16 protein-coding genes and 1 pseudogene are annotated in these 18181 nt (G+C 54.0%); 9 read left to right on the forward strand and 8 right to left on the reverse strand.

What is annotated here, in order from left to right:
• Positions 1 to 777: 777 nt before the first annotated feature.
• The gene (locus tag OZ911_RS16390) at positions 778 to 1332 is read left to right on the forward strand and encodes a hypothetical protein (RefSeq protein ID WP_012314220.1); all 555 of its coding nucleotides are present in this window, start codon (positions 778 to 780) and stop codon (positions 1330 to 1332) included.
• Positions 1333 to 1390: 58 nt separating this feature from the next.
• Here OZ911_RS16390 and OZ911_RS16395 read toward each other — a convergent pair whose 3' ends face one another.
• Positions 1391 to 2437, reverse strand: a complete 1047-nt coding sequence (locus OZ911_RS16395; RefSeq protein WP_146018910.1) for a hypothetical protein — start codon at positions 2435 to 2437, stop codon at positions 1391 to 1393.
• A gap of 202 nt (positions 2438 to 2639) precedes the next feature.
• On the opposite strand from OZ911_RS16395, the gene OZ911_RS16400 reads away from it, so the two are divergent.
• The 3 genes from OZ911_RS16400 (at position 2640) to OZ911_RS16410 (ending at position 6456) form a co-directional block, all read left to right on the forward strand.
• Positions 2640 to 3557, forward strand: coding sequence for a hypothetical protein (locus OZ911_RS16400; protein WP_012314219.1), 918 nt, complete (start codon positions 2640 to 2642; stop codon positions 3555 to 3557).
• A gap of 759 nt (positions 3558 to 4316) precedes the next feature.
• Positions 4317 to 5099 (forward strand): CHAP domain-containing protein, encoded by a 783-nt coding sequence (locus OZ911_RS16405; RefSeq protein ID WP_012314217.1) that lies wholly within the window; start codon positions 4317 to 4319, stop codon positions 5097 to 5099.
• A gap of 133 nt (positions 5100 to 5232) precedes the next feature.
• On the forward strand, positions 5233 to 6456 hold the full coding sequence (locus tag OZ911_RS16410) for a S1 family peptidase (protein WP_158246725.1): 1224 nt from the start codon (positions 5233 to 5235) through the stop codon (positions 6454 to 6456).
• Positions 6457 to 6657: 201 nt separating this feature from the next.
• On the opposite strand, the gene OZ911_RS16415 is transcribed toward OZ911_RS16410, so the two are convergent.
• The gene (locus OZ911_RS16415) at positions 6658 to 8682 is read right to left on the reverse strand and encodes a CHAT domain-containing protein (protein WP_190273322.1); all 2025 of its coding nucleotides are present in this window, start codon (positions 8680 to 8682) and stop codon (positions 6658 to 6660) included.
• A 624-nt stretch (positions 8683 to 9306) separates the two neighbouring features.
• Positions 9307 to 10161, reverse strand: coding sequence for a glycoside hydrolase family protein (locus tag OZ911_RS16420; protein WP_012314214.1), 855 nt, complete (start codon positions 10159 to 10161; stop codon positions 9307 to 9309).
• A 526-nt stretch (positions 10162 to 10687) separates the two neighbouring features.
• On the opposite strand from OZ911_RS16420, the pseudogene OZ911_RS16425 reads away from it, so the two are divergent.
• A pseudogene (locus tag OZ911_RS16425) lies at positions 10688 to 10825 on the forward strand (NAD(P)-dependent alcohol dehydrogenase); the annotation flags it as partial.
• Here the strand turns inward: OZ911_RS16425 and OZ911_RS16430 are convergent.
• Positions 10763 to 11089, reverse strand: a complete 327-nt coding sequence (locus OZ911_RS16430) for a hypothetical protein (protein WP_102667843.1) — start codon at positions 11087 to 11089, stop codon at positions 10763 to 10765. The pseudogene OZ911_RS16425 and the gene OZ911_RS16430 sit on opposite strands and share 63 nt — an antisense overlap.
• 872 nt (positions 11090 to 11961) lie before the next feature.
• Here OZ911_RS16430 and OZ911_RS16435 point away from each other — a divergent pair.
• The gene (locus OZ911_RS16435) at positions 11962 to 12402 is read left to right on the forward strand and encodes a hypothetical protein (RefSeq protein WP_012314211.1); all 441 of its coding nucleotides are present in this window, start codon (positions 11962 to 11964) and stop codon (positions 12400 to 12402) included.
• 354 nt (positions 12403 to 12756) lie between these two features.
• Here OZ911_RS16435 and OZ911_RS16440 read toward each other — a convergent pair whose 3' ends face one another.
• Positions 12757 to 13032 carry a helix-turn-helix domain-containing protein gene (locus OZ911_RS16440; RefSeq protein ID WP_012314210.1) on the reverse strand — a complete coding sequence of 92 codons (276 nt, stop codon included), beginning with the start codon at positions 13030 to 13032 and terminating at the stop codon, positions 12757 to 12759.
• A 142-nt stretch (positions 13033 to 13174) separates the two neighbouring features.
• Between OZ911_RS16440 and OZ911_RS16445 the strand changes: the two genes are divergently transcribed.
• Together OZ911_RS16445 and OZ911_RS16450 are read left to right on the forward strand one after the other, a co-directional pair.
• The gene (locus tag OZ911_RS16445; protein ID WP_173857497.1) at positions 13175 to 13636 is read left to right on the forward strand and encodes a hypothetical protein; all 462 of its coding nucleotides are present in this window, start codon (positions 13175 to 13177) and stop codon (positions 13634 to 13636) included.
• Positions 13637 to 13827: 191 nt separating this feature from the next.
• The gene (locus tag OZ911_RS16450) at positions 13828 to 14586 is read left to right on the forward strand and encodes an SIR2 family NAD-dependent protein deacylase (protein ID WP_012314208.1); all 759 of its coding nucleotides are present in this window, start codon (positions 13828 to 13830) and stop codon (positions 14584 to 14586) included.
• 69 nt (positions 14587 to 14655) lie between these two features.
• Here OZ911_RS16450 and OZ911_RS16455 read toward each other — a convergent pair.
• Positions 14656 to 15512, reverse strand: a protein-coding gene (locus OZ911_RS16455) for an IS5 family transposase (RefSeq protein WP_085984877.1) whose coding sequence is annotated in 2 segments (ribosomal slippage) — positions 14656 to 15168 and positions 15171 to 15512 — 855 coding nt in all. Because the reading frame shifts where the segments join, the coding sequence is not laid out codon by codon here.
• Between the two features lie 580 nt (positions 15513 to 16092).
• Between OZ911_RS16455 and OZ911_RS16460 the strand changes: the two genes are divergently transcribed.
• A complete protein-coding gene (locus OZ911_RS16460; RefSeq protein ID WP_012314205.1) occupies positions 16093 to 16455 on the forward strand; it encodes a histone-like nucleoid-structuring protein, MvaT/MvaU family in 363 nt (120 codons plus the stop codon).
• Positions 16456 to 16524: 69 nt separating this feature from the next.
• Here OZ911_RS16460 and OZ911_RS16465 read toward each other — a convergent pair whose 3' ends face one another.
• Both OZ911_RS16465 and OZ911_RS16470 read right to left on the reverse strand, forming a co-directional pair.
• Entirely contained in the window at positions 16525 to 17508 is a 984-nt protein-coding gene (locus tag OZ911_RS16465; RefSeq protein ID WP_052293016.1) for a DUF2220 family protein, read from the reverse strand.
• Positions 17501 to 18157, reverse strand: a complete 657-nt coding sequence (locus OZ911_RS16470; protein ID WP_233100425.1) for a DUF6791 domain-containing protein — start codon at positions 18155 to 18157, stop codon at positions 17501 to 17503. Before OZ911_RS16470 ends, OZ911_RS16465 begins: the two co-directional genes overlap by 8 nt.
• Positions 18158 to 18181: the final 24 nt, after the last annotated feature.

Raw genomic sequence — 18181 nt, forward strand, 5'->3', positions numbered from 1 at the left:
ACTTCCCCCACTTGTCACGAAACATTGACACGATGTCAGGATGACTTGACACGAATGATGAGCCTGCATTCAACCGCACTCAAGCGGGTAATTTTTCGTCAATTATTATTTACGAAAAAGGTGTTCTTTAGGTTTAAACAGGAGCAGCCCTAGCTGAGTTACCATGCACTACAAGCGAATGGCTAACGACTGACCATCAGCAAAAACTGTTCCTTTTCAGTCTGTCACATCTCGGCCGAGCTTAAAACTCCGGCCCCAAAGAAGTGCAGAAGACATGCGTCACAGCAACCCAAGGACAGCCCAGAACTCTTATTATTATGCCAACGCATTGGTATGCGTGACGTATGAGAGCGGAATGCTCAGGCGGTGTCTAGATGGCCGGAGTGCCATGCTATAGACGCCATTGATCGTTTGATGACCTACGCCAAAATAACGGCTCCGCCGATATCGATCGCTCCTAGTTACGCTAGGAATGACTTATCGTGGCCCTAAGCTATCATCCAGGTATTGAGTATCCTCATCACCGATTATTAGGGGACGTGTATGCGCTTAGGTTTAGGCCCTGCAACTGTGCTATCGATTAGCTTGCTCACAGGTTGTGTTAACCCCTACCCCCTCCCCGTCAATGAACCAACAGAGAATGACTCCGTTCTCCAGCCTCAAACCGGCGTGGGGGGCGGTGGAAAGACTAGGCCTGCACGTACACAGCGAGAAGCAAACCCAGAACGACTAGGTGCACTCGCCGCGGCCTTAAAGAAACCAGAGACTCAACACGACTTGAAGCTCAACCTGATGATCTACCGCGATCATTATTTCAAGGTCCATAACGACCTTGTCACCGCGAATAACGCTGCCAAGGACACGGCCGTGGCTGGTGGGATCATCGGTGTTATCGGAGGTTTAACTAAATCAGCCTCGACCGTTTACACCGGGAGTGCCATTGCGGCCGGCTCTTCCATCTACGGCCAGCGCTATGATTTTACGATTCAGGCATTGAACTACCGTAAAGCCAGTATCGCCATGGACTGCATGCTGGGTGTTGTCGCTCCCCTCCCAGATGTAACCCCTCTCTCCAATCCGGGCATAACAACAGCGTCTGAAAATATCGAAGAAGTTCGCCGAAAGCTGTATCAGGCTCAGTCTACTGTGGTTCTGAAGGACCCAGACTTGAAACAATTAAAAGAAGCTCTGAGAGCTGAGATGGATGCCAATACAAAATTCGATATATATATAAAAAATGGAGCTGCTGCAAAAGCTGCAAGCGCGAACCTTGCGCAAGAAGAAGAAACCTTGGTTCTTGCTCGGCTCGATTCGTGCACCAAGCAGTTCTAATTCAACTAAGCAGTGCTTGTGATCACTTTTGAACGGATTTAATCACAAGCACTTAAATTCACCTTGGAAGGCATGCGAGCATTTTATCAATTGCCTCTTTTGTGTAGCCAGCTTTGTCCGCCGTCGACTTTATCGACTCAGCAGAAACTGCCTCTGTTATTATTCTACCATCCATTTGAAATTTGGCATCGCCAAGAACCACGAAATCCAACTCTTCTATTATACCTGTGTAGGCTCGAATATCGCTTGGTGACTTAGCCGTATAACCAGGTCTGCATTTGTCACTAGGACGGTCCGGTCTTGATTGAAACGGTGGCCGCAATCCTAGTTCGCCAGCCCCACAACGATCTTCTAAAGCGATAGGTCCTGACTTCTGCTCTGAAATTACTCCAGTACGCAACAGCTGGTGGAGCGCTATAGAACCCTCACCGAATGCAGGACCTTTGTCCCCGATTATGGCGTACGTGCTTCTGTAACCCGTACCACCTATCCAAACAACCTTTCCAAGCAGATCAGTCCTTGGCGTAACGGCGATCGGGAGTGTTTCAGAATCCAAATGCTGAACAACCCCCTCAATAGTATGCCTACTAGATGTTGTAGAAACATAAGATCTGACTTGCTTGCCGGTAACAGTATCTAGCATACCGCCCAATTTTGGTTTCCCCTTACCGTTCCCAATTACAAGTCGTCCGTCACCGCATGACACAAGTCCACGGCCTGGTTCCAACGGCTCGACCTCCATCGCGAAGACGCAGAACTCGGTGGTGCCAGTTTCGAAGCCTTTCGATTCAGCTTTTCTAAACTCTTTTGAGCACGGTATGTCGCACTCATGGCGCTTACCATTCCGCCAGGCAGATAGACCATTCGCAATATAGGTGAATCCGTGATCACCAACTGTGTACGAACCAGGACCACCATCTGGGTTTACAGATAACCGTGCTCTCACAGCTATTGATCCGTCTTGAAAGAAACGAGCCTTTAAATCGATTTTCTTCTTATCTAATTTTCCTACTATCGCCCCCGGCACTCCACAGTCGTCTGCAAAGATTGACATTGAAGCACCTAATAGTAACAACACACTAGCTATCTTCGAGTGGACTCTCATGTACATTCACCTAGGACGCTTGAACAATGATTAATTCGAGGGAACGCTATAGCTCTCAGTGCAGACGCATTCCGGCCCCGCGTCAAGGAGGATCAAATTTAATTCCATAATAAGGCATATCGCGAATTTGCCTCCGAGCTCATTGGACGGCGCACAGAGGCTAATCTAAGCTGATCCAACCAATCAGCCCGGTGGACCCAACATGAATAAAGCGCTGTTCCTGCTGATAATGCTCTCAATGGGTGTGTCAGCAGCTGATATCGAGGATGTGCTCAAGGGGCGTGGCGTGTGGTGGAAAAGCCCTGCAAATTACTCAGACGCGTTGATCCAAAAGCTCGAAGACATTGGTGTCCGCCGTGTCCACATCATGCTGACGAAGGACCCTGCAGAAGCAACTAAATGTCCGCCCCATATCCCTGCCTCCAAAGCCGAGAGACCAATACCTCTTGCCACGTTGGACCAAGTAGAGAAGCTGGTGAAAGCTCTTCGAGCTAAGCAGATGCATGTCATAGCGACTGTGTACTTGCCACCAACGAAGGTCGCCATTGATGACCTTCTCGATTCAAGCTCAGACCTAGTGCCCGCCTTGGTTACCGGTGGCATCGATGCAGTTGAGCTTGATCTTGAGGGCAAGTGGAGGCGTAACGCAGTTTGCGGCTACAAAACCCATGCCGAGGCATTTCAAGACCTGAAGGATAGGGTGAAGGCTCTGAAGCCAGGTGTATCAGTGGGCATTACAACCCATGGGGGCCACATTGGAGCTAAAGAGATTCCGCTGTCGGCGGCCGACTTTGTCTCTATGCAGGCCTACAGCAAGTGCCAAGAAGACTGCAAACCTTTCGATGACAGCAGGACAGGCCCGGGTAACAGGCAGCATTACATAGCAGGAATAATGAAGGGTATCAGAGGCCCCATTTTGCTCGGTCTTGCAGCCTACGGACAGCAATGGAGTAGATACACTTGGGACGAGGCGATGGGGAAAGCCCTATCTGCTACCGAGGAAATAATGGCCAATGATCCACGTGTGATAGGGTATTCCTACTGGTCATCAACATCTTTTGACGGATCCGGGACCGAGAACAAACCGTACCAGTTTCTGCTGAAACACCAACCGAAGTAGATCAGGCGCCGGCGCTCTCTACTACCGGACCTGACGGGCGCACGCGGTCGAGTGGTGGCCGAGCTGCCTCACGGCTTTCAAACGCCTACTAAAGGATATTCTGCGGCTGGAGGCATATATTCGCCGACACCATCCCCCGACTTCGCACGGACTCGAGAGCATTGACTTTTAGGCTGTACAGCGATGCGCAGTTTCACCGCTGAAGGCAGCATTGACCCGGAGCATGCAAGGAGCCGGTGCCGGCACATTGCCTTGCGCAGCAGCAAAATGATGAACAACTCCTTCTACCAGGATTTGACGGGTAAGCCAAGGCTGTTTATTAATACAGTATTTCCGAAGAATTGCATCGTGATCATCAACACCCTTCGCCAAATCTCACAATCTGAGCTCCCAGGGCTACTCTGTGTCCTATCGGGTAGAGCATCCGCCGGCTTCCCAAGCCAAGCAGCTGATCTTTACGAGCCACCAATTCTTGTGGAACCGCGTGAGCCGCACGTATGGCGGACCGAAGCTGAAGGCGACAGTATGTCCCCTGCCGGGATACTCACTGAGTGCCACAAGTAGCGAGAATAGGTTAGCGAGCTACTATTACTAACTGTGACCAGTTTGATCCGTACTCCCCCATCGAGAATGCTTAGCTAGGGTTGTTCCGTTCTTGGGTGTTATTTCAACTTGAAGTAATTGTGCTGACTTTGCCGACACTAGAGCCCGCCCCACTTGGGACAGGGCGTACACAGCAACATACTTGAGGGCACTCCCATGTCTCTATCACGACGCGACATCTTGGTAGCTACCTGCCTCGCTGCAGTCGTACCACGATTCGTATTGGCAGACGGGCCGAACTGGAGTGCCCTCGCGCAGGAAGACGATGAAGCACCACTCATTCCATCAAGTTTGGAAGCCTTCAAGGATCAGCCGTCCCTCAACCAAGGCGTGCTCACAGACTACACACCGATGGGCACCCAGGCGGCAACGAGCGCGGAAGAGAGACTTGCCCGTGAGGTGCTTAAGGCGGTGCCCATGAATTGTACTCCAATTGAGATCGCTCTGTACTTCCACGACGTGGGTCAAGGCAAGTACGGAGAGGACCGCAAACCCTACATCACTGCTTGGCCGGTACGATGGAACCCAGTGATCGTCGAGTTTTTCAAGGCCACAAGGCTTCAGCCCAGTGGAGACACGACAGCATGGTGCGCGGCGTTCATGAACTACTGCCTCATGATGGCCTCGACTGGCAAAACGCTTCCGCCAGATGCAAGCCCCCGGACCAAGAGTGCTGCTGCGCTTTCATTCAGAGACTGGGGAAAGGAGACAAAATCACCTAACCCGGGTGACATTGTTGTTTTCAAAAACATGAGGTCACAAGGTAAGGGGCACGTCGGTTTTTTTCTGGCTGATCAAGGTGACAAGGTGTTAGTGCTTGGCGGTAATCAGTTTGAGGGGACGCCAACCAGGCATACGATAAACCGGAAGTCGCTCCTCAAGGATGGTCCAGTGCTAAAGCTCCACTCCTATCGAACAGAGCCTCAATTGCATGTTTAGGGGGCTAATTTCCTTCGCTGCAGCGCTCACAGCAATGCCGGCGCTAGGCGAGCCATACTTTGAAGCTGGGCCTGCCGTTATACAGCTCCATGTCTACGGCACACTCAAGCGGCCTCTTCCCAACGAACAATCAGTGGACTTCCATGAGCGCGGTACCGGCTTCGTTGCTTCTCCGGATGGGTTGGTGCTCTCAGCCGGCCACAATATCCCAGATAAATCTCTGTTCGATGAAGATGGCTTCTTCATTGAAGGGTATTTTCCCGCTAAGGATCAGGATGCACTGAGCGCAGTCGATCCGCCGGTTGAGTTGGAGGTGATCACTGCCACTCAATCACCCTACGATGTGTCATTACTACGCATCAAGAACTCAGACACAGTGAGACCCTTTTTGCGTTTATGCGATAACTACAAACGAGCCGGAAATTTCGACTTCGTGGTATTGGGCTACCAGGGTGGAGACCGAATACTAACGAGTAATTACGGACCAGTTATGGCTGGCGCTGGGGCGACATCGAGTATTCTGGTGCAAATACCGTTAAACAAAGGAAATAGTGGTGGTCCAATCTTCAACGAGCTAGGAATGGTATTTGGTATTGCAATTGGTGAAAAAACTGTTGGCTCAGAGCGCATGCAATCAACCTCCATAGCTGTTCCAATGTCAAAAGTTATGCAGACGCTTGGTGATGCCTCAAAACCACTCGCGGGGGTTAGTTACGACCCTGACTGTGGTAAACAGTTGAAGCCACAGTTCACAGCCCTCATTGAATCACCGATCAAGGTGGGCCGGGAGCCACGCCCAGTAGCAGCTGAGGTGATAACCACTGAAACAATCGATTACTCGAAAGTTGTGAAGGAAATACCGCCACCGACAGGTTACAAGGTCGTGGCCTACAAATCGATTAAAGTCGATCAACCAGGGGTTAAAACAGAAATATTCGTTCCAAAGGATGGCTCTAAAATATTTGTGAAAGGGACTAGCAAAGAACCCAAATTGCCAACATCAGTAAACGCAAATATCGAAGTATTGCTGGAGCCGACATCACCAAAAAACGCAGCCCCCAGCTTTCGAGTACAAACCTTCCCTTACTCAAAAACCCTTGATACGCATAACATAGAGATTACATCAAAGGACTTCAAAGACACCATTCCTGCGCCGGAAGGGTTTGTCTTCAAGGAATTCCTGAAAATAGATTACGTAAGCCTCAACCACTCTCCTAGCAAAGGAGCCAATGTTCAAATAAGCCCAGATGGAAAAGCCCTGCTAGTAAGCTACAGCCTCCAAAGTGGGCCCATCTATGATCAATGGCGCGGCTGGATAGATGCTTTCATTACTGCAAAGCTGGAACCGAAACCATAACAGAGGTTCGAGGCGATCGATGTGCTGCCGGCAGGTCAGGTCTCCGGCTCCGTTACTTCGATAATGGGGTCGATGAACTCCTCCTGCATGGTGTAATAGAGAGTGCGATCGTCCTCCCCCGAGTTGGGGTAGCTGGAGAGCTGGGAATTTAGAGTTGGATGCGATAGTCCGAACAACTCTTAATTCCCGGGCCGAGTCTTTCTATAGCTTGGAACGCCCTCCGACCAACACGAAAGGGGCCCAATCGCCTGGTAAGTCGGCAACCAGCGCCTGGCTGCGCCGAGCCTCGCAAAGCGCCATCCTCATGGCCTCCGCAGCGTTGCGGTCTGCTTGGCCTCCCCGCTCACACTCTTTGATCGTGGGATCTCCCATCATTAGCGCAACTATCCTTGGCGTAACGAAAGCGGCCACATCATCACGTACTGTCCACTGAGACAGTAATACAGACTCTGCGCCGGCTCGAAAGAACGCAGTGGCGAAGCCGGCCAAGGCATCACCTGCAGCATCACCACTCGAGCCAGTGTTACACGCTGAAAGAATGGCAAGCCTCGCTTTCAGCTGCAGCTGCATGATTTCGCTCAACGTAAGGAAGCTGTCTGAATGAGTCGGTCCTTTAAGTCTTGGCCTGGACAGCACGAGGGCAGACTTCTTGAGCCCAAAATCCCCTCGCATGAGCCCATGGGTGGCGAATACCAAAACCTCCGCTTGGTTCATGGACCGTTTGGTTCTGGATGCGGCGCGTAGCCCAGTTTCTGTGGCGCTCTCCCATAAGAGAACACGGGATGCTTTGTTTGACGCGACGCCTTTGAGCTTGGACATGGCCAGCAGCTCGCACCGGGTTCCTGGCAATGGCGCTAGCGCCCGCATCGGATCGCCAAAAGACTCGCCGCGGTCACGTCGGCTACGGGGAGTGAACTGCGTGCAATCGACTTTACGCCCTGTAGCGAGATTGTCACCCAAGGTCGGATCGCCCACTCCAAACAGGCGGATTTTGTCGAGGGCCTGCTCACTTACATCCGCCTCTAAGTAGCTGTTGACCGATGGATAGATCTGGATGGCCTTCTCTAAGCCCAACCACTTAGTTGATGCCGCCGCGACAGGTCCGCGCCCTGCCCTCGGCCGTTCAAAAGGTAGCGCGCCGAACGGTACCGAGGCTAACTCCCCTTGAGGCACAATGATCAACTCTTCCGCCTTCGAAGCCATGCCTCGAATTGTCGAATCGGCGAATATCTCGTCGAACACTCGATAAGCTATTGAAGCCTCAAAGTCCTCCTCTTGTAACGGGCAGTCCTCGACTGAATCAAGGTTGTACTCGGCGATGTATGCGTCTTTGAGACGGCGGTACGCAGCCCCCATTCGTGAGTTAGCAGGGAACGTGCAACACATCTTCACGTCCAGGGAGCAACGAAGGGTCTCGATGTCTGTACGTAACGTCTCGCGGTCAGTGCCGAGGGCGGCCCACACAGTTCCCTGCGTATCTTGCGCCCAAATGCGCCCGGCACCTGTACCTGCACCAGGGCTGATCATGAGAAAGAGCTGCCCAGGTTTCAGCTGAAACTCTGACAGTTGGGCGCTATTTGGCGTGTCCCGGTCGAACTGCTCCCAAAACGCCTTGTGCTCAGCCTTTGTGAAAACGGCAGGGTCACGCGGGTGCACTCTCCCTTCTGAGTGTCGGTGAACGGCAAGCGCCGCAATCGACGATTGATAGTCCTGTGCTACAACAAACGCTTCATCACGGACAGAGTCAGACATTTCACCTGACCTGAATAGCGAGCGCAGTCGTACCGCTTCAAGTGCCTGGTACGCCCTCATTCGCGGGCTGGATGTCGGCGACGTTGGCGATCGGATGTCGCCCTCACTGTATGCAGGACTGATTTGCCCAGCTGCGAACAGGGCAAACTGTGCCATCTGATCCAGCCGCTTGGGCTCGAAATTTGCCCGTTCCAAAAATTCAAAGTACGCGCTGAAAACAAGGGCTGGGCGATACGTGTACCCCAACCCTTCCAATACGCTGGCCTGCGCAATCGCGGTCTGCAGGATCGCGTGCGCCAGCTCCTTCTCGCCGGTCGCTTCTTTATATTGGGCCACCCGGACAAGGCAGTCCACGAATGGTCCAGCACGCGGGTACGAGTCTAGGTACTCTTCCTCCAAATACGCTGAGAACGCTTCAGAGTAATAACCTGCCTGCGCATTAGGTTCGCCCAGCGCATCAAGCTCAGTAATCACGTCTCCTACGGGCCCAGGTACTTTGATTGGTTGCGGGGCAACCGGGTCCCATAAGGTGCCACTGACACGGGGCCGATCCATGAAGAAGGTTTGTTCGTGTCCAGCCGCGGCGTACAACTTCAAAGACTCGAGATATCCCGCCGCAGCTGCACTGGTATCACCGGTCTGCTCGTCAGCATAAGCCCGCTCGCAGATGACCCGAGCCCGCGTAACTCTGGGCAGGGACGCCGGATCTTGTAGTGCCAACGTAAAGGCCTCTGTAGCTCCTTGATAGTCGCCTTGATCCAATAGGATAGTGCCCCGTGCAGCTACTACTGCCGGTCTGCTCCCCAATGGCGCCAGAAGGCGCAGTGCCTCGGCATGTCGATCTAGCAGAGTGAGCGCGGGAGCCAACAGGATTGCCGCGGGCACCGCATCCGGAGCGCGGCGATGACTCATCTGGTACTGGAGTGCGATCCGCGCCCCCTCGGCCGCAAGTTCCCATTCGCCCGTGTGTACTAGCTGGGCGACACTTCGCGCTTGGTCTGTAGATTTTGCCGCTATCGCGGATTCAGCCAGCAACACTACGAAGACAGTAAGCAACCCCGCTGTGAGCCGATAGTGCCACATGATTGAGCTCCCAGGTTAGGCCTTCAAGCCTTGCTCAAAAAGGAGCGCTTCAAGTTCCCGCCGCTTCAGCAGTCCTCGTGCCTGAGGATCGTCCTTCCAGAGTCGTTTCATGTCACGAAACTTGGTTGGAATGGCGCCAAAATCGCGGTCTCGCATAAGTGCGTAGATCTCGCGCATTTCGCGGCGACGATCCGACGTGCGAGAAAGACTGGCTCCACGGTTATAAATCAGTGAGACCAATGCACCGAAAGAGTCCAGATGGAGATGGCTGCAGTTCTTAAACGTATCCTCCGTCTGGCCAACCACATACCGAAGGTACGCATCGAACTGGGTATTTGATTCTGTCCAGCCAACCTTGTCGTCGCGGAGTTCTCTAGTCTTCTGTGATGCCGGTCTTCCTTTGGTTCCACAACACCTTGCGAGCCTGACGACTGTAGGCTCAGGCAGCAGCCGGGCCCAGTCCGATCGGAAGTTAGCTGCCGTGGTATACCCAAGATCGTATCCAATGCCGATGGTCACGCCCGACTCACCACCAGGCCAGATAGGGCTCTGGAGCTTGGAGCGGTAGTTGGCTTCGCTAGTCACCTCGCAAGCAACAATTAGGCTCCTGGCTGATGTCGAGATCTGCCGATCACTCGGGTGACCACGATACCCTCCCTGAGAGCGGGGCTGATCGCCCGGGTAGACCATGAATTTTTCGCGGTCTGCACCAGTGAAAGACAGGTCGTTTGAAGCAATGGCCTGGGCTAACTCTGTGTCAAAAGGGGTCGGCGCCGCTTGCGCTCGTCTTGTGGTCGCCCACGCCATAGCCCCTAGAAAAATCAGCATCTCACGCCGGCTCAAACCGAAGTGTTCGCGTTGATTCTCCATACATTTCTCCCGAGAGCACAAATTGGCGGGGCAACCCCGTTTTATGAACGGTTGAGAAGCAGCCGACTATGGCTTTACAAATAGAGAATAGGAGATCCACGACGGTGAGGAGAGAGTTTGCACCATCACGGTCATGATGTGCCGGCACCGCTCACGATGAGCACACCAGCCTCTACGCAGAATGAATTCTCTGAGCATGTGCACAAGAACGCGAAGATTCCAAGGGACCTAACCTTTGTAATGGTAAACAGCTTCGCCCACTTTAGGCCGCTACCGCTAGATGCTAAGTGCAGATCGCCCATACAGCATCCGTTGAGCCGGTGGGCGGTAGTGTGGGAAGTCAGAAGCATGGGCGATCATACAGAGGATTAGACAATGACATGACCGCAGATCTGTGCCTGTGCGTTTCCCCGGCCGTACACCTCCGGAGGATTAGGCATTACTTACGCGGGAACGGACATGCCCGCACCCCGGCCTGGTGCGCACAATGCGCCGCCTCAACACTCAGCACTTAGCGAGGCATCACATGTACACAGCTATCGGTTATGCCGGCCCAGTCGGCCACAGCTCCCCTCGCCCCATGACTTTCAACGGTCGCAGCTCACGAGCTGACGACGTGGCCATCGAAATCCTGTATTGCCGCGTTTGCCACACCGGCATCCACTAAGCGCGCAAGGAGCAGGCCATCTATGGATTTTCGAAAGTCCACCTGTTTGGGGTAGAGGTACACTTTTTCGACTTTGGCGTCGGGTCGCATCATGGCGTGCGGGCTCCAGAAGATCGAGAGCACAGCACTAGGGACCAGCGAAGCGCTTTGAATGTGGCTTTCATGGAGCGTGTACTTTGCTCCAGGCTGGACGTGTCCGTCAGGAGCAAAAACAGCAGGCACAAAAAAACCACCTAAAAGGTGGTTTTTGTGCTTTCGCATATCCCAAGGCGAAACCAGCTCCTATGCTGACTCCTAACCAAGTGGCTTGTAACGAGATTGTAGGTGATTTGGATTCATCCATCAAGGCCTAAGGCCTCAGTACGCGGCAGTAAAATTGGCGCATATAATGCCTCTAACTTCCGATTACTGTCATAACTGGAAGTCTATTGTCTTCAAAACTCTGGCTGGTATTTCATGGCGCGCGCACCCACACCCTTGTTCGAAACCTACGATAACTTTATCGAGCAAGACTTCAGTTTGCAGGGCTCATCGCTCGCCTGCGTCGCTTCCTTTTTGGATGAGTGTGAAGCTGCTTTGGAACCTGATCGTGGCTAGGCGGCGGTGCGTGCATTCATGCGCGCGTTTTCCGACAACGCGCAGGGCCGCGGGTGGTTACCAGTATGGAACTCTACAAGCCCACTGGGGGTATGGCAGTGAGCACGATGGTCAGCGATTTGAGGTAAACCTCTGTGAGCACTGCTTTTTTCAGACCTTGGCGTACCTGAAGCAAGAGCGACGCGTTCAACAGCTGTTCAGTGATGAGCCGACTGCTGAGAGCGGTGATTTGGGCCTGGTTGCCCAGGACGATTACTTCCAGGACACGGGCTGCCGTTGATAAATTGGCATCAATCAGCCAACGGAGAGGTTTCTGCGCATGCGGTTAGCAGACTCAACAATGAGCGACCTGTTACCCAGGCTCTGCCTGGCCCCGCTCTTATAAGCGGACTTCCGGGTGTGCCTGTCACTTTGGGCATACGTCGACCACGACCAGCGTTGAAAATCCGAATTAGCGATGATCTGTCTCTCGGCGGGCAGACCAGAACTGGCTGGTGACATCCCCTCACCCTAATGCTTAAGGAGCGTCTTGCAGAATGCGTGCAACTCCAAAGGTGAGGAACCTTTCCCGCCGAGAGGCCATTTTCCAGTCCAAGGCACAAGCCAGGGTCATAGCCAGCGGAGACTGGCTTACCTGGCCAGAGCTGAATGCCCTGTTGCCGGCGGTGGCTGAGCAACGCAGCGACGGCGCTCCTGACCGGTATTTAGACGGTGCGATCTTCTCTATCAACTACGAGGGTGTGGAGTACTTTCCACGTTTCGCCATCGAAGCACGCACCTTGGCCATTGCGGCCCAGGGAATGCAGCGCGTCATCGCTGTGCTGGCCACCAGGGTGAATGGCTGGGGCATGGCTTTATGGTTCGAATCGTCCAATTCGTATTTGGGGGGTAAGCTGCCGAAGGACTTCATATCCTCCGAGCCCGACGCGGTTGTTCAAGCCGCACAGGAGGAGATAGATGGGGTCTCGCATGGCTAGCGCTGCTCGTGGCTAGGCCCATCCTCGCGCCTCGCTCGCTATACCCGAGAGACAAAACAGCATTATTTAGCTATGCCCTCCTCCATCCAGGCTCCCTGCCTGCAGCCTTTCGCCAGTGCTAGTCAGGAATCCTCCACGATTCTCGATACGGTCGCCTGTACAAGCCAATTGAAAAACGGAGAGCAGCGGCGGTGGCCATAGGCATTTGAATGTAGAAGGGGTCACCTTAGCCATGGAATGATCTACGCATGGCTACGCTGCTCCCCGAAGCTGGTTCTCAGTGAGCAGCGCGATAGTAGTCGATTCAGGATGGCATGAACACTATAGCGCTCATTTTGGGCATTGGATCGACTTTCAAGGCTTGAGCGCTTCCTTTTTCACCTGCTTGATCAGCCCGTCGAAGCCCACATCGGGATCTTGGATAAGGTATGCAGACACGATGAGGCTGAGTGGGTGGATACCCATGCGGCCGGCCAGCTCTTCAATTTTTTGAATCGTCGGCGACTTGAGTCCGCGTTCGAGTGAGCTCACGTAGGTTCGGCTACTGACTACGGCGAAATCTTCCTGGGTCAGGTCGTGAAGAATGCGCATGCGCCGCAGTGCCTCACCCAGGGATTCACGGATTTCCATCATCATTCCTCTGAAAAGGAATGATGAAGCGCTATCGAACACGATAGGGCTACAATCTATAGTGTTCATTGTGGGATAATTTGAGGTTTCCAGCCCTGGTGGCCGTTCGCCAAGGGGTATACAGCGCTCAGTGGAGCCCGTTTTGATCTATTTGTCCGAATCTCACACCCGTACTGTCCGTACAGGTTCTTATTGTGAAATTGAGGGGATGTGCTTTTGGGTAACCTTGCGGTCGCTTTTCAACGATGAGAGCGAGCGAGCAGCTGTTGTGGAAGATGCCTACGAACTCAACGTTTTCCTCACCCAGGCAACGGGCGTCGAGATCGCGCAGGTGCAAATGCTATGCCCTCCATCCATCAGCGGACGTCCGCACTGGAGCCTGGAAGAGCTTCGTAAGATTGTGATTCACCGTGGGCTTGAGTGCTCGCAAAGCGCGGTGATTTACGAGACTGCGGTGGCCACCTACAAATTAGGAGATCTCGACTTACGCCTGCGGAAACGGTCACATGCGTTGTACTCGGCGCGAACCCTGAAAGCGCGAACGACCTGCGTGGCCCTTCCACCTAAACCTGCTGACGAACCGCAGTTGTACGCACACTTTTGATGCAGAAGCGCACACCGTCATTGGCCGATAAAACCCCACTGGAATGCGGTTTGGGTTCTGCGAGTGCGAGCCTGGCTATTTCGGCACGAGGCGCCCGTCACAACTGTGCACTTAATAAAGTCAATTCCGATGCCGCTCGCGGCCGTTATCCTGACAGATCTCTCTGCCCCGCGTTAGGCTGATGAATACCCATGGACAACCTAGCAAAAGCCGCTGAGGCACTGCGGTCCGCGCAACATATCATGGTGTTTACCGGCGCTGGCGTTTCTGCCGGCAGCGGGATTCCGACTTTCCGCGACGAGCTGACCGGGTTGTGGGAGCGCCAAGACCCGCAGCGTTTAGAAACGGCGCAGGCATTCCGCGAAAATCCGGCGCTGGTTTGGGGCTGGTACCTATGGCGGCGCCAGCAAGTAATGCAAGCCAAGCCTAATGCGGCACATCAGGCGATCCATCGGTTATCTGGCAGCGGCCGGAGTGTCACCGTGGTCACTCAGAATATTGATGATTTGCACGAGCGGGCAGGTAATCAGGAGGTGCTTCATCTCCATGGCAGCCTGATGCGCCCCAAGTGTTTCGCCTGTCATCGATTCGTCGTGGAACCGCTGGTGTTTCCGATTATTCCAGCGGAAGGCGCTTTGATAGAACCGCCCCGCTGCCGCCGATGCAACGGCCGCTTGCGTCCAGCTATCGTGTGGTTTGGTGAGTACCTCCCGCCAGGTGTATGGAAAGCCGCCAGCCAAGCAGCACGACAGTGTGACATCCTGCTTTCTATCGGGACTTCCGGTGTGGTCAGGCCTGCTGCTGACTTACCAGATATCGCCTTAGCGTCTGGTGCAGTGGTCATACACGTCAATAACGTAGATGTATCCATGAATGGGCCGAACGAGATCATGCTGATAGGCCCTGCTGAGAAAATACTGCCACAGCTGATTGCTCTGGCGTTGACATGACCATCCACTACCCGGGCAAGGAGAAAGCTTTGAAACGCTCTAAACCTTTATAACTAGCTGTGCAAAGGACTAGGCTCTGTACGAAAAAAGATGTCGCAAACACTGCATGGAACAAGCCAACGAGACCATAGCTGCATAGCTTTTCGCGAGCTTGTCGAAGCGTGTCACGATACGGCGGTTCTCTTTCAGCCAGCCAAACATCCGTTCGATGATGTTGCGCTGTCGGTACTTGGGCCGATCAAACAGCCTGGGTAAGCCAGGCTTGGTTTTGCGCTTCATTGATCGCAGCGGGATGACGGGCTGCATTCGATACTGATCGCAGTAGCGGCGTAGCGCTTCGGCGTCGTATCCCTTGTCAGCAAGCAGCCATTTACAGCGCTTGCGCGGGCGGCCTCGTTGGCTCGACGGAATGCGGACTTCGTCCAGCAGTGGCTGGGCATAGCTGATGTCACTGGCTTGACCGCCAGAGAGGAGAAAGCGCAACGGTGTCCCGTTGGCGTCGCAGAGCATGTGGTTTTTGGTCGTCAGACCACCGCGACTGCGCCCTAGAGCGTGATCGGCAGGCTCGTCAGGCCCCCTTTTTTCCCGGCGCCAGATGAGGCTCGGGTTGCGCGCACTGCGGTTGAATCGATCATCCAGGTTTGCAGATCGATCAAGCCCTGTTCATTCAATCTCAGGTGCAGACGTTTGAGCATCTGATCGAACGTGCCCTGATTTCGCCAGCCCCGAAACCGTTGATACACCGTTGACCATGGGCCGAAGCGCTCCGGCATATCTCGCCACGCAGCACCCGAGCAGAGTACCCAGAGCACGCCGTCGAGCATCAGCCGGTCGCTCAGGCGCGGGCGCCCTCGGCCATGGGTTTCGATGAAGAGATCGGACACCACCTCCCAGGCCTCGTCCGAGAGTTCGTAACGCTTTGCCATCACAGGATTCCTTTCCGTTGATGACGGGGGACTCTACAAAATCTCAGCGTTCGAGGGGCGGCGATTGGGTTTCTCGGGATTTCGTACAGAGCCTAAGTTCAGGGATAACCCTGAAGCCAATTCACCCGTTTTTCGACATCAGGCTGACTTAGTGCTGCCTTGAGTAAGGCTGGTGTGAGAAGCCTTAGCACACTATAGTCCGCCTGGCCCTAGAGGCTGATGGGTTCGTATGGATTTGCAATGTGCAAATTCTGCACATTACTCCCTTCTCGACAATTTGAAAGCGGGCATGCTCATTCCACCATTCACCAGACTCGTGCGTTAAACGTCCGGCGGGTATCTGTGGCTCAGGCAATAGTCGATTACACAAAAGAGTAAATACGGCAATACCGATACTGACAGGGACAACGAACAGCGGAGCTCCTGTCACATCGGAGCTCTGGTATCCTTGGCGAAGCTGGACTCATGGATAACCAAATTCAGTACGACCCTCCATAGTTCAGGTATAGAACCTAGCACCGCATCACGCTGGATGACGCTCGTCATGTATAGTGATTCACTCCCATGGTAGAGGTGCAAAATGTCCCGTCTCGCAGAATTTAGGAAACTCGAACAACAATTGGCCCAGCAGCTCGCCGAGCTTGAAAGCCTCAAGAATGATGACGGTCTCAAGGTGGAAATCGAGTTTGAGACCAAACTTCGTGGCCTGCTGGGCGAGTACGGCTTCAGCCTGCGCAATGTGATTGACCTGCTGGATCCGGAAGCCTCACGCCGCTCTGCCCCAACGGTAGAGAAGGCTAGCCGAAAGCCTCGCCAGCTCAAAATCTACAAAAACCCCCACACCGGTGAGCGCGTCGAGACCAAGGGCGGCAACCACAAAACCTTGAAAGAGTGGAAATCCCAGTACGGTGCAGAAACCGTTGAATCCTGGGCTTCCCACTGAGCTCCTAAGCGGTAGTCTGGTCATCTAGATAGCATGGGCGGCAATATTGCTGCCCTTGTTCCTCGCCTTTCAGCTAGTCCTCATGAGCTGCTCTAGACCCAAACCCTCCTGGGGCAACCAGAAGCCCTCGCCCCACAGGGTATTCACTTCCTCAGCCAAGTCTGGCAGCCAAGCCGTCGCCAAACTTTCATAGCCGCTAGGAAGCATCACAAGCTCTCGCCGCCGCCCCACCTCGAGCAGCATCTGGAAGAAGACGCCCGGACTCAACTGTAGTTCGTGCAGTCGATTAAATTTCAGCGGAATGCTCAGTCCTTCGGGGTCAATGTCTCCAAAATATTCTGCTCGCTGGGCCTCTCGTTCGCGCATGACCTCAACCAGTGCTAATCCTGAGGCACAGATAGTGTTACCACTCCCGTAAACGATGGCGCTGTAGCGCTTAGCCTGCTCATTCCACTCCCCCAGGCTCCATAAAGTGTGGTGGTTTTCGACCACAAGCACGGGTAACCCAATGGCATCGGCTGGCCGATATGCAAGTGGATGCTCAACCCGCATTGCCCCGATAGCACTTAATGGCATGCGCCCGTTGAACAGCGCGCCATTGCGCGCCCGCGAATCCAGGAATTTCTCATCACCCAAGATATCGAGTGAACGCTCCCGAAGCGGCACCTGCATGAAGCGCCCCCGCCGCCGGATGAGCCATTCGTTGATCATGAAGGCGGTCGCTTGCTCGCCTGGCGAAAGGTTCGGCCAGAAACCCATTTCAGGAAGCCAGGAAACAGCGCCGTAATCAATTGCTTGAGGACGCCTCTCCTCCCGAATCAGAGTCACCGCCTTTGGCATGGGGGGATTGCCCAGCTTCTCGAAGCTTGCTGGCCCGGGCAGGCGCAGAACTCCCTGTGTCTGCGCCAAAGCTAAAGCTGCAAGTAGCTGCTGATCCCTATCAGGCGTTGCGACCTGTTCCGGATACGCGTCCAACCAAAGAGTTCTCAGAGTCGTCAACGCGACGCGCTTGCCGGGCTGGAGGATGAGCTTATCGACGAAAAGGCTAAGCACCTGTACCGCCCAGACCAATAATGGCAATACGCAGTGAGCTAAACCTGGCGTTGAGCGCCGTGGTACCGTAACGCGCCGAAGCCGTATCTTCGTAATGGAACACGGAATCCGGTGACTCCGCCTCCACCACTTTATACGTCAGGGGTGTGACGTCGGGGTCCGCAGCCCGAGCCTCATTCCAGAGGATGCGGGTGTAATGCCAGACCTTGTCGTAAAAGCTTGCAAACCCATTGGTACCTTGCGGCTTGTTTGAAAAGGCAAAGTTCGCGACCAGGCTCGACGTCAAGGGTAATGTTCCAGCCGAGTACTCAATTGCGGTAATCCTGCCGCCATTGTGCTTGTGGGGGGATTCACCAATGAAGTGCATGACATGAGTGCTCGGAGTCCCCACCACGTCAGGGCTGGGCTGATCGAGCGGACAGAAGAACGTACCGCGCTTCACCTCTCCTTGCGCGTTGAGGTAGGGAATGGAGTGCACGACCAAATGACCCTCGCGCACTTCCAGTTCGAACCCCTCATTGCGGAGGTCGAGGAGCGTTTGATTAAGACTTATCACTGACCGAGACATAGAATTCCATCCCCTCTTTGACACGAACTTGTTGACCGTCTGCCACCGAACCCTCCGGTTGGTCGTGAGGGCCGTGGTCATAATCAATCGTGTAAACCGTCTACG

This window comes from Pseudomonas fortuita (genome assembly GCF_026898135.2).
GTDB classification, from domain to species: domain Bacteria; phylum Pseudomonadota; class Gammaproteobacteria; order Pseudomonadales; family Pseudomonadaceae; genus Aquipseudomonas; species Aquipseudomonas fortuita.

Excerpts from the sequence above, each read along its gene's own strand:
- OZ911_RS16395 (WP_146018910.1), bottom strand. The coding sequence starts at position 2,437 with ATGAGAGTCCACTCGAAGATAGCTAGTGTGTTGTTACTATTAGGTGCT.
- OZ911_RS16400 (WP_012314219.1), top strand. The coding sequence starts at position 2,640 with ATGAATAAAGCGCTGTTCCTGCTGATAATGCTCTCAATGGGTGTGTCA.
- OZ911_RS16405 (WP_012314217.1), top strand. The coding sequence starts at position 4,317 with ATGTCTCTATCACGACGCGACATCTTGGTAGCTACCTGCCTCGCTGCA.
- OZ911_RS16420 (WP_012314214.1), bottom strand. The coding sequence starts at position 10,161 with ATGGAGAATCAACGCGAACACTTCGGTTTGAGCCGGCGTGAGATGCTG.
- OZ911_RS16430 (WP_102667843.1), bottom strand. The coding sequence starts at position 11,089 with ATGCGAAAGCACAAAAACCACCTTTTAGGTGGTTTTTTTGTGCCTGCT.
- OZ911_RS16435 (WP_012314211.1), top strand. The coding sequence starts at position 11,962 with ATGCGTGCAACTCCAAAGGTGAGGAACCTTTCCCGCCGAGAGGCCATT.
- OZ911_RS16440 (WP_012314210.1), bottom strand. The coding sequence starts at position 13,032 with ATGGAAATCCGTGAATCCCTGGGTGAGGCACTGCGGCGCATGCGCATT.
- OZ911_RS16450 (WP_012314208.1), top strand. The coding sequence starts at position 13,828 with ATGGACAACCTAGCAAAAGCCGCTGAGGCACTGCGGTCCGCGCAACAT.
- OZ911_RS16460 (WP_012314205.1), top strand. The coding sequence starts at position 16,093 with ATGTCCCGTCTCGCAGAATTTAGGAAACTCGAACAACAATTGGCCCAG.
- OZ911_RS16470 (WP_233100425.1), bottom strand. The coding sequence starts at position 18,157 with ATGACCACGGCCCTCACGACCAACCGGAGGGTTCGGTGGCAGACGGTC.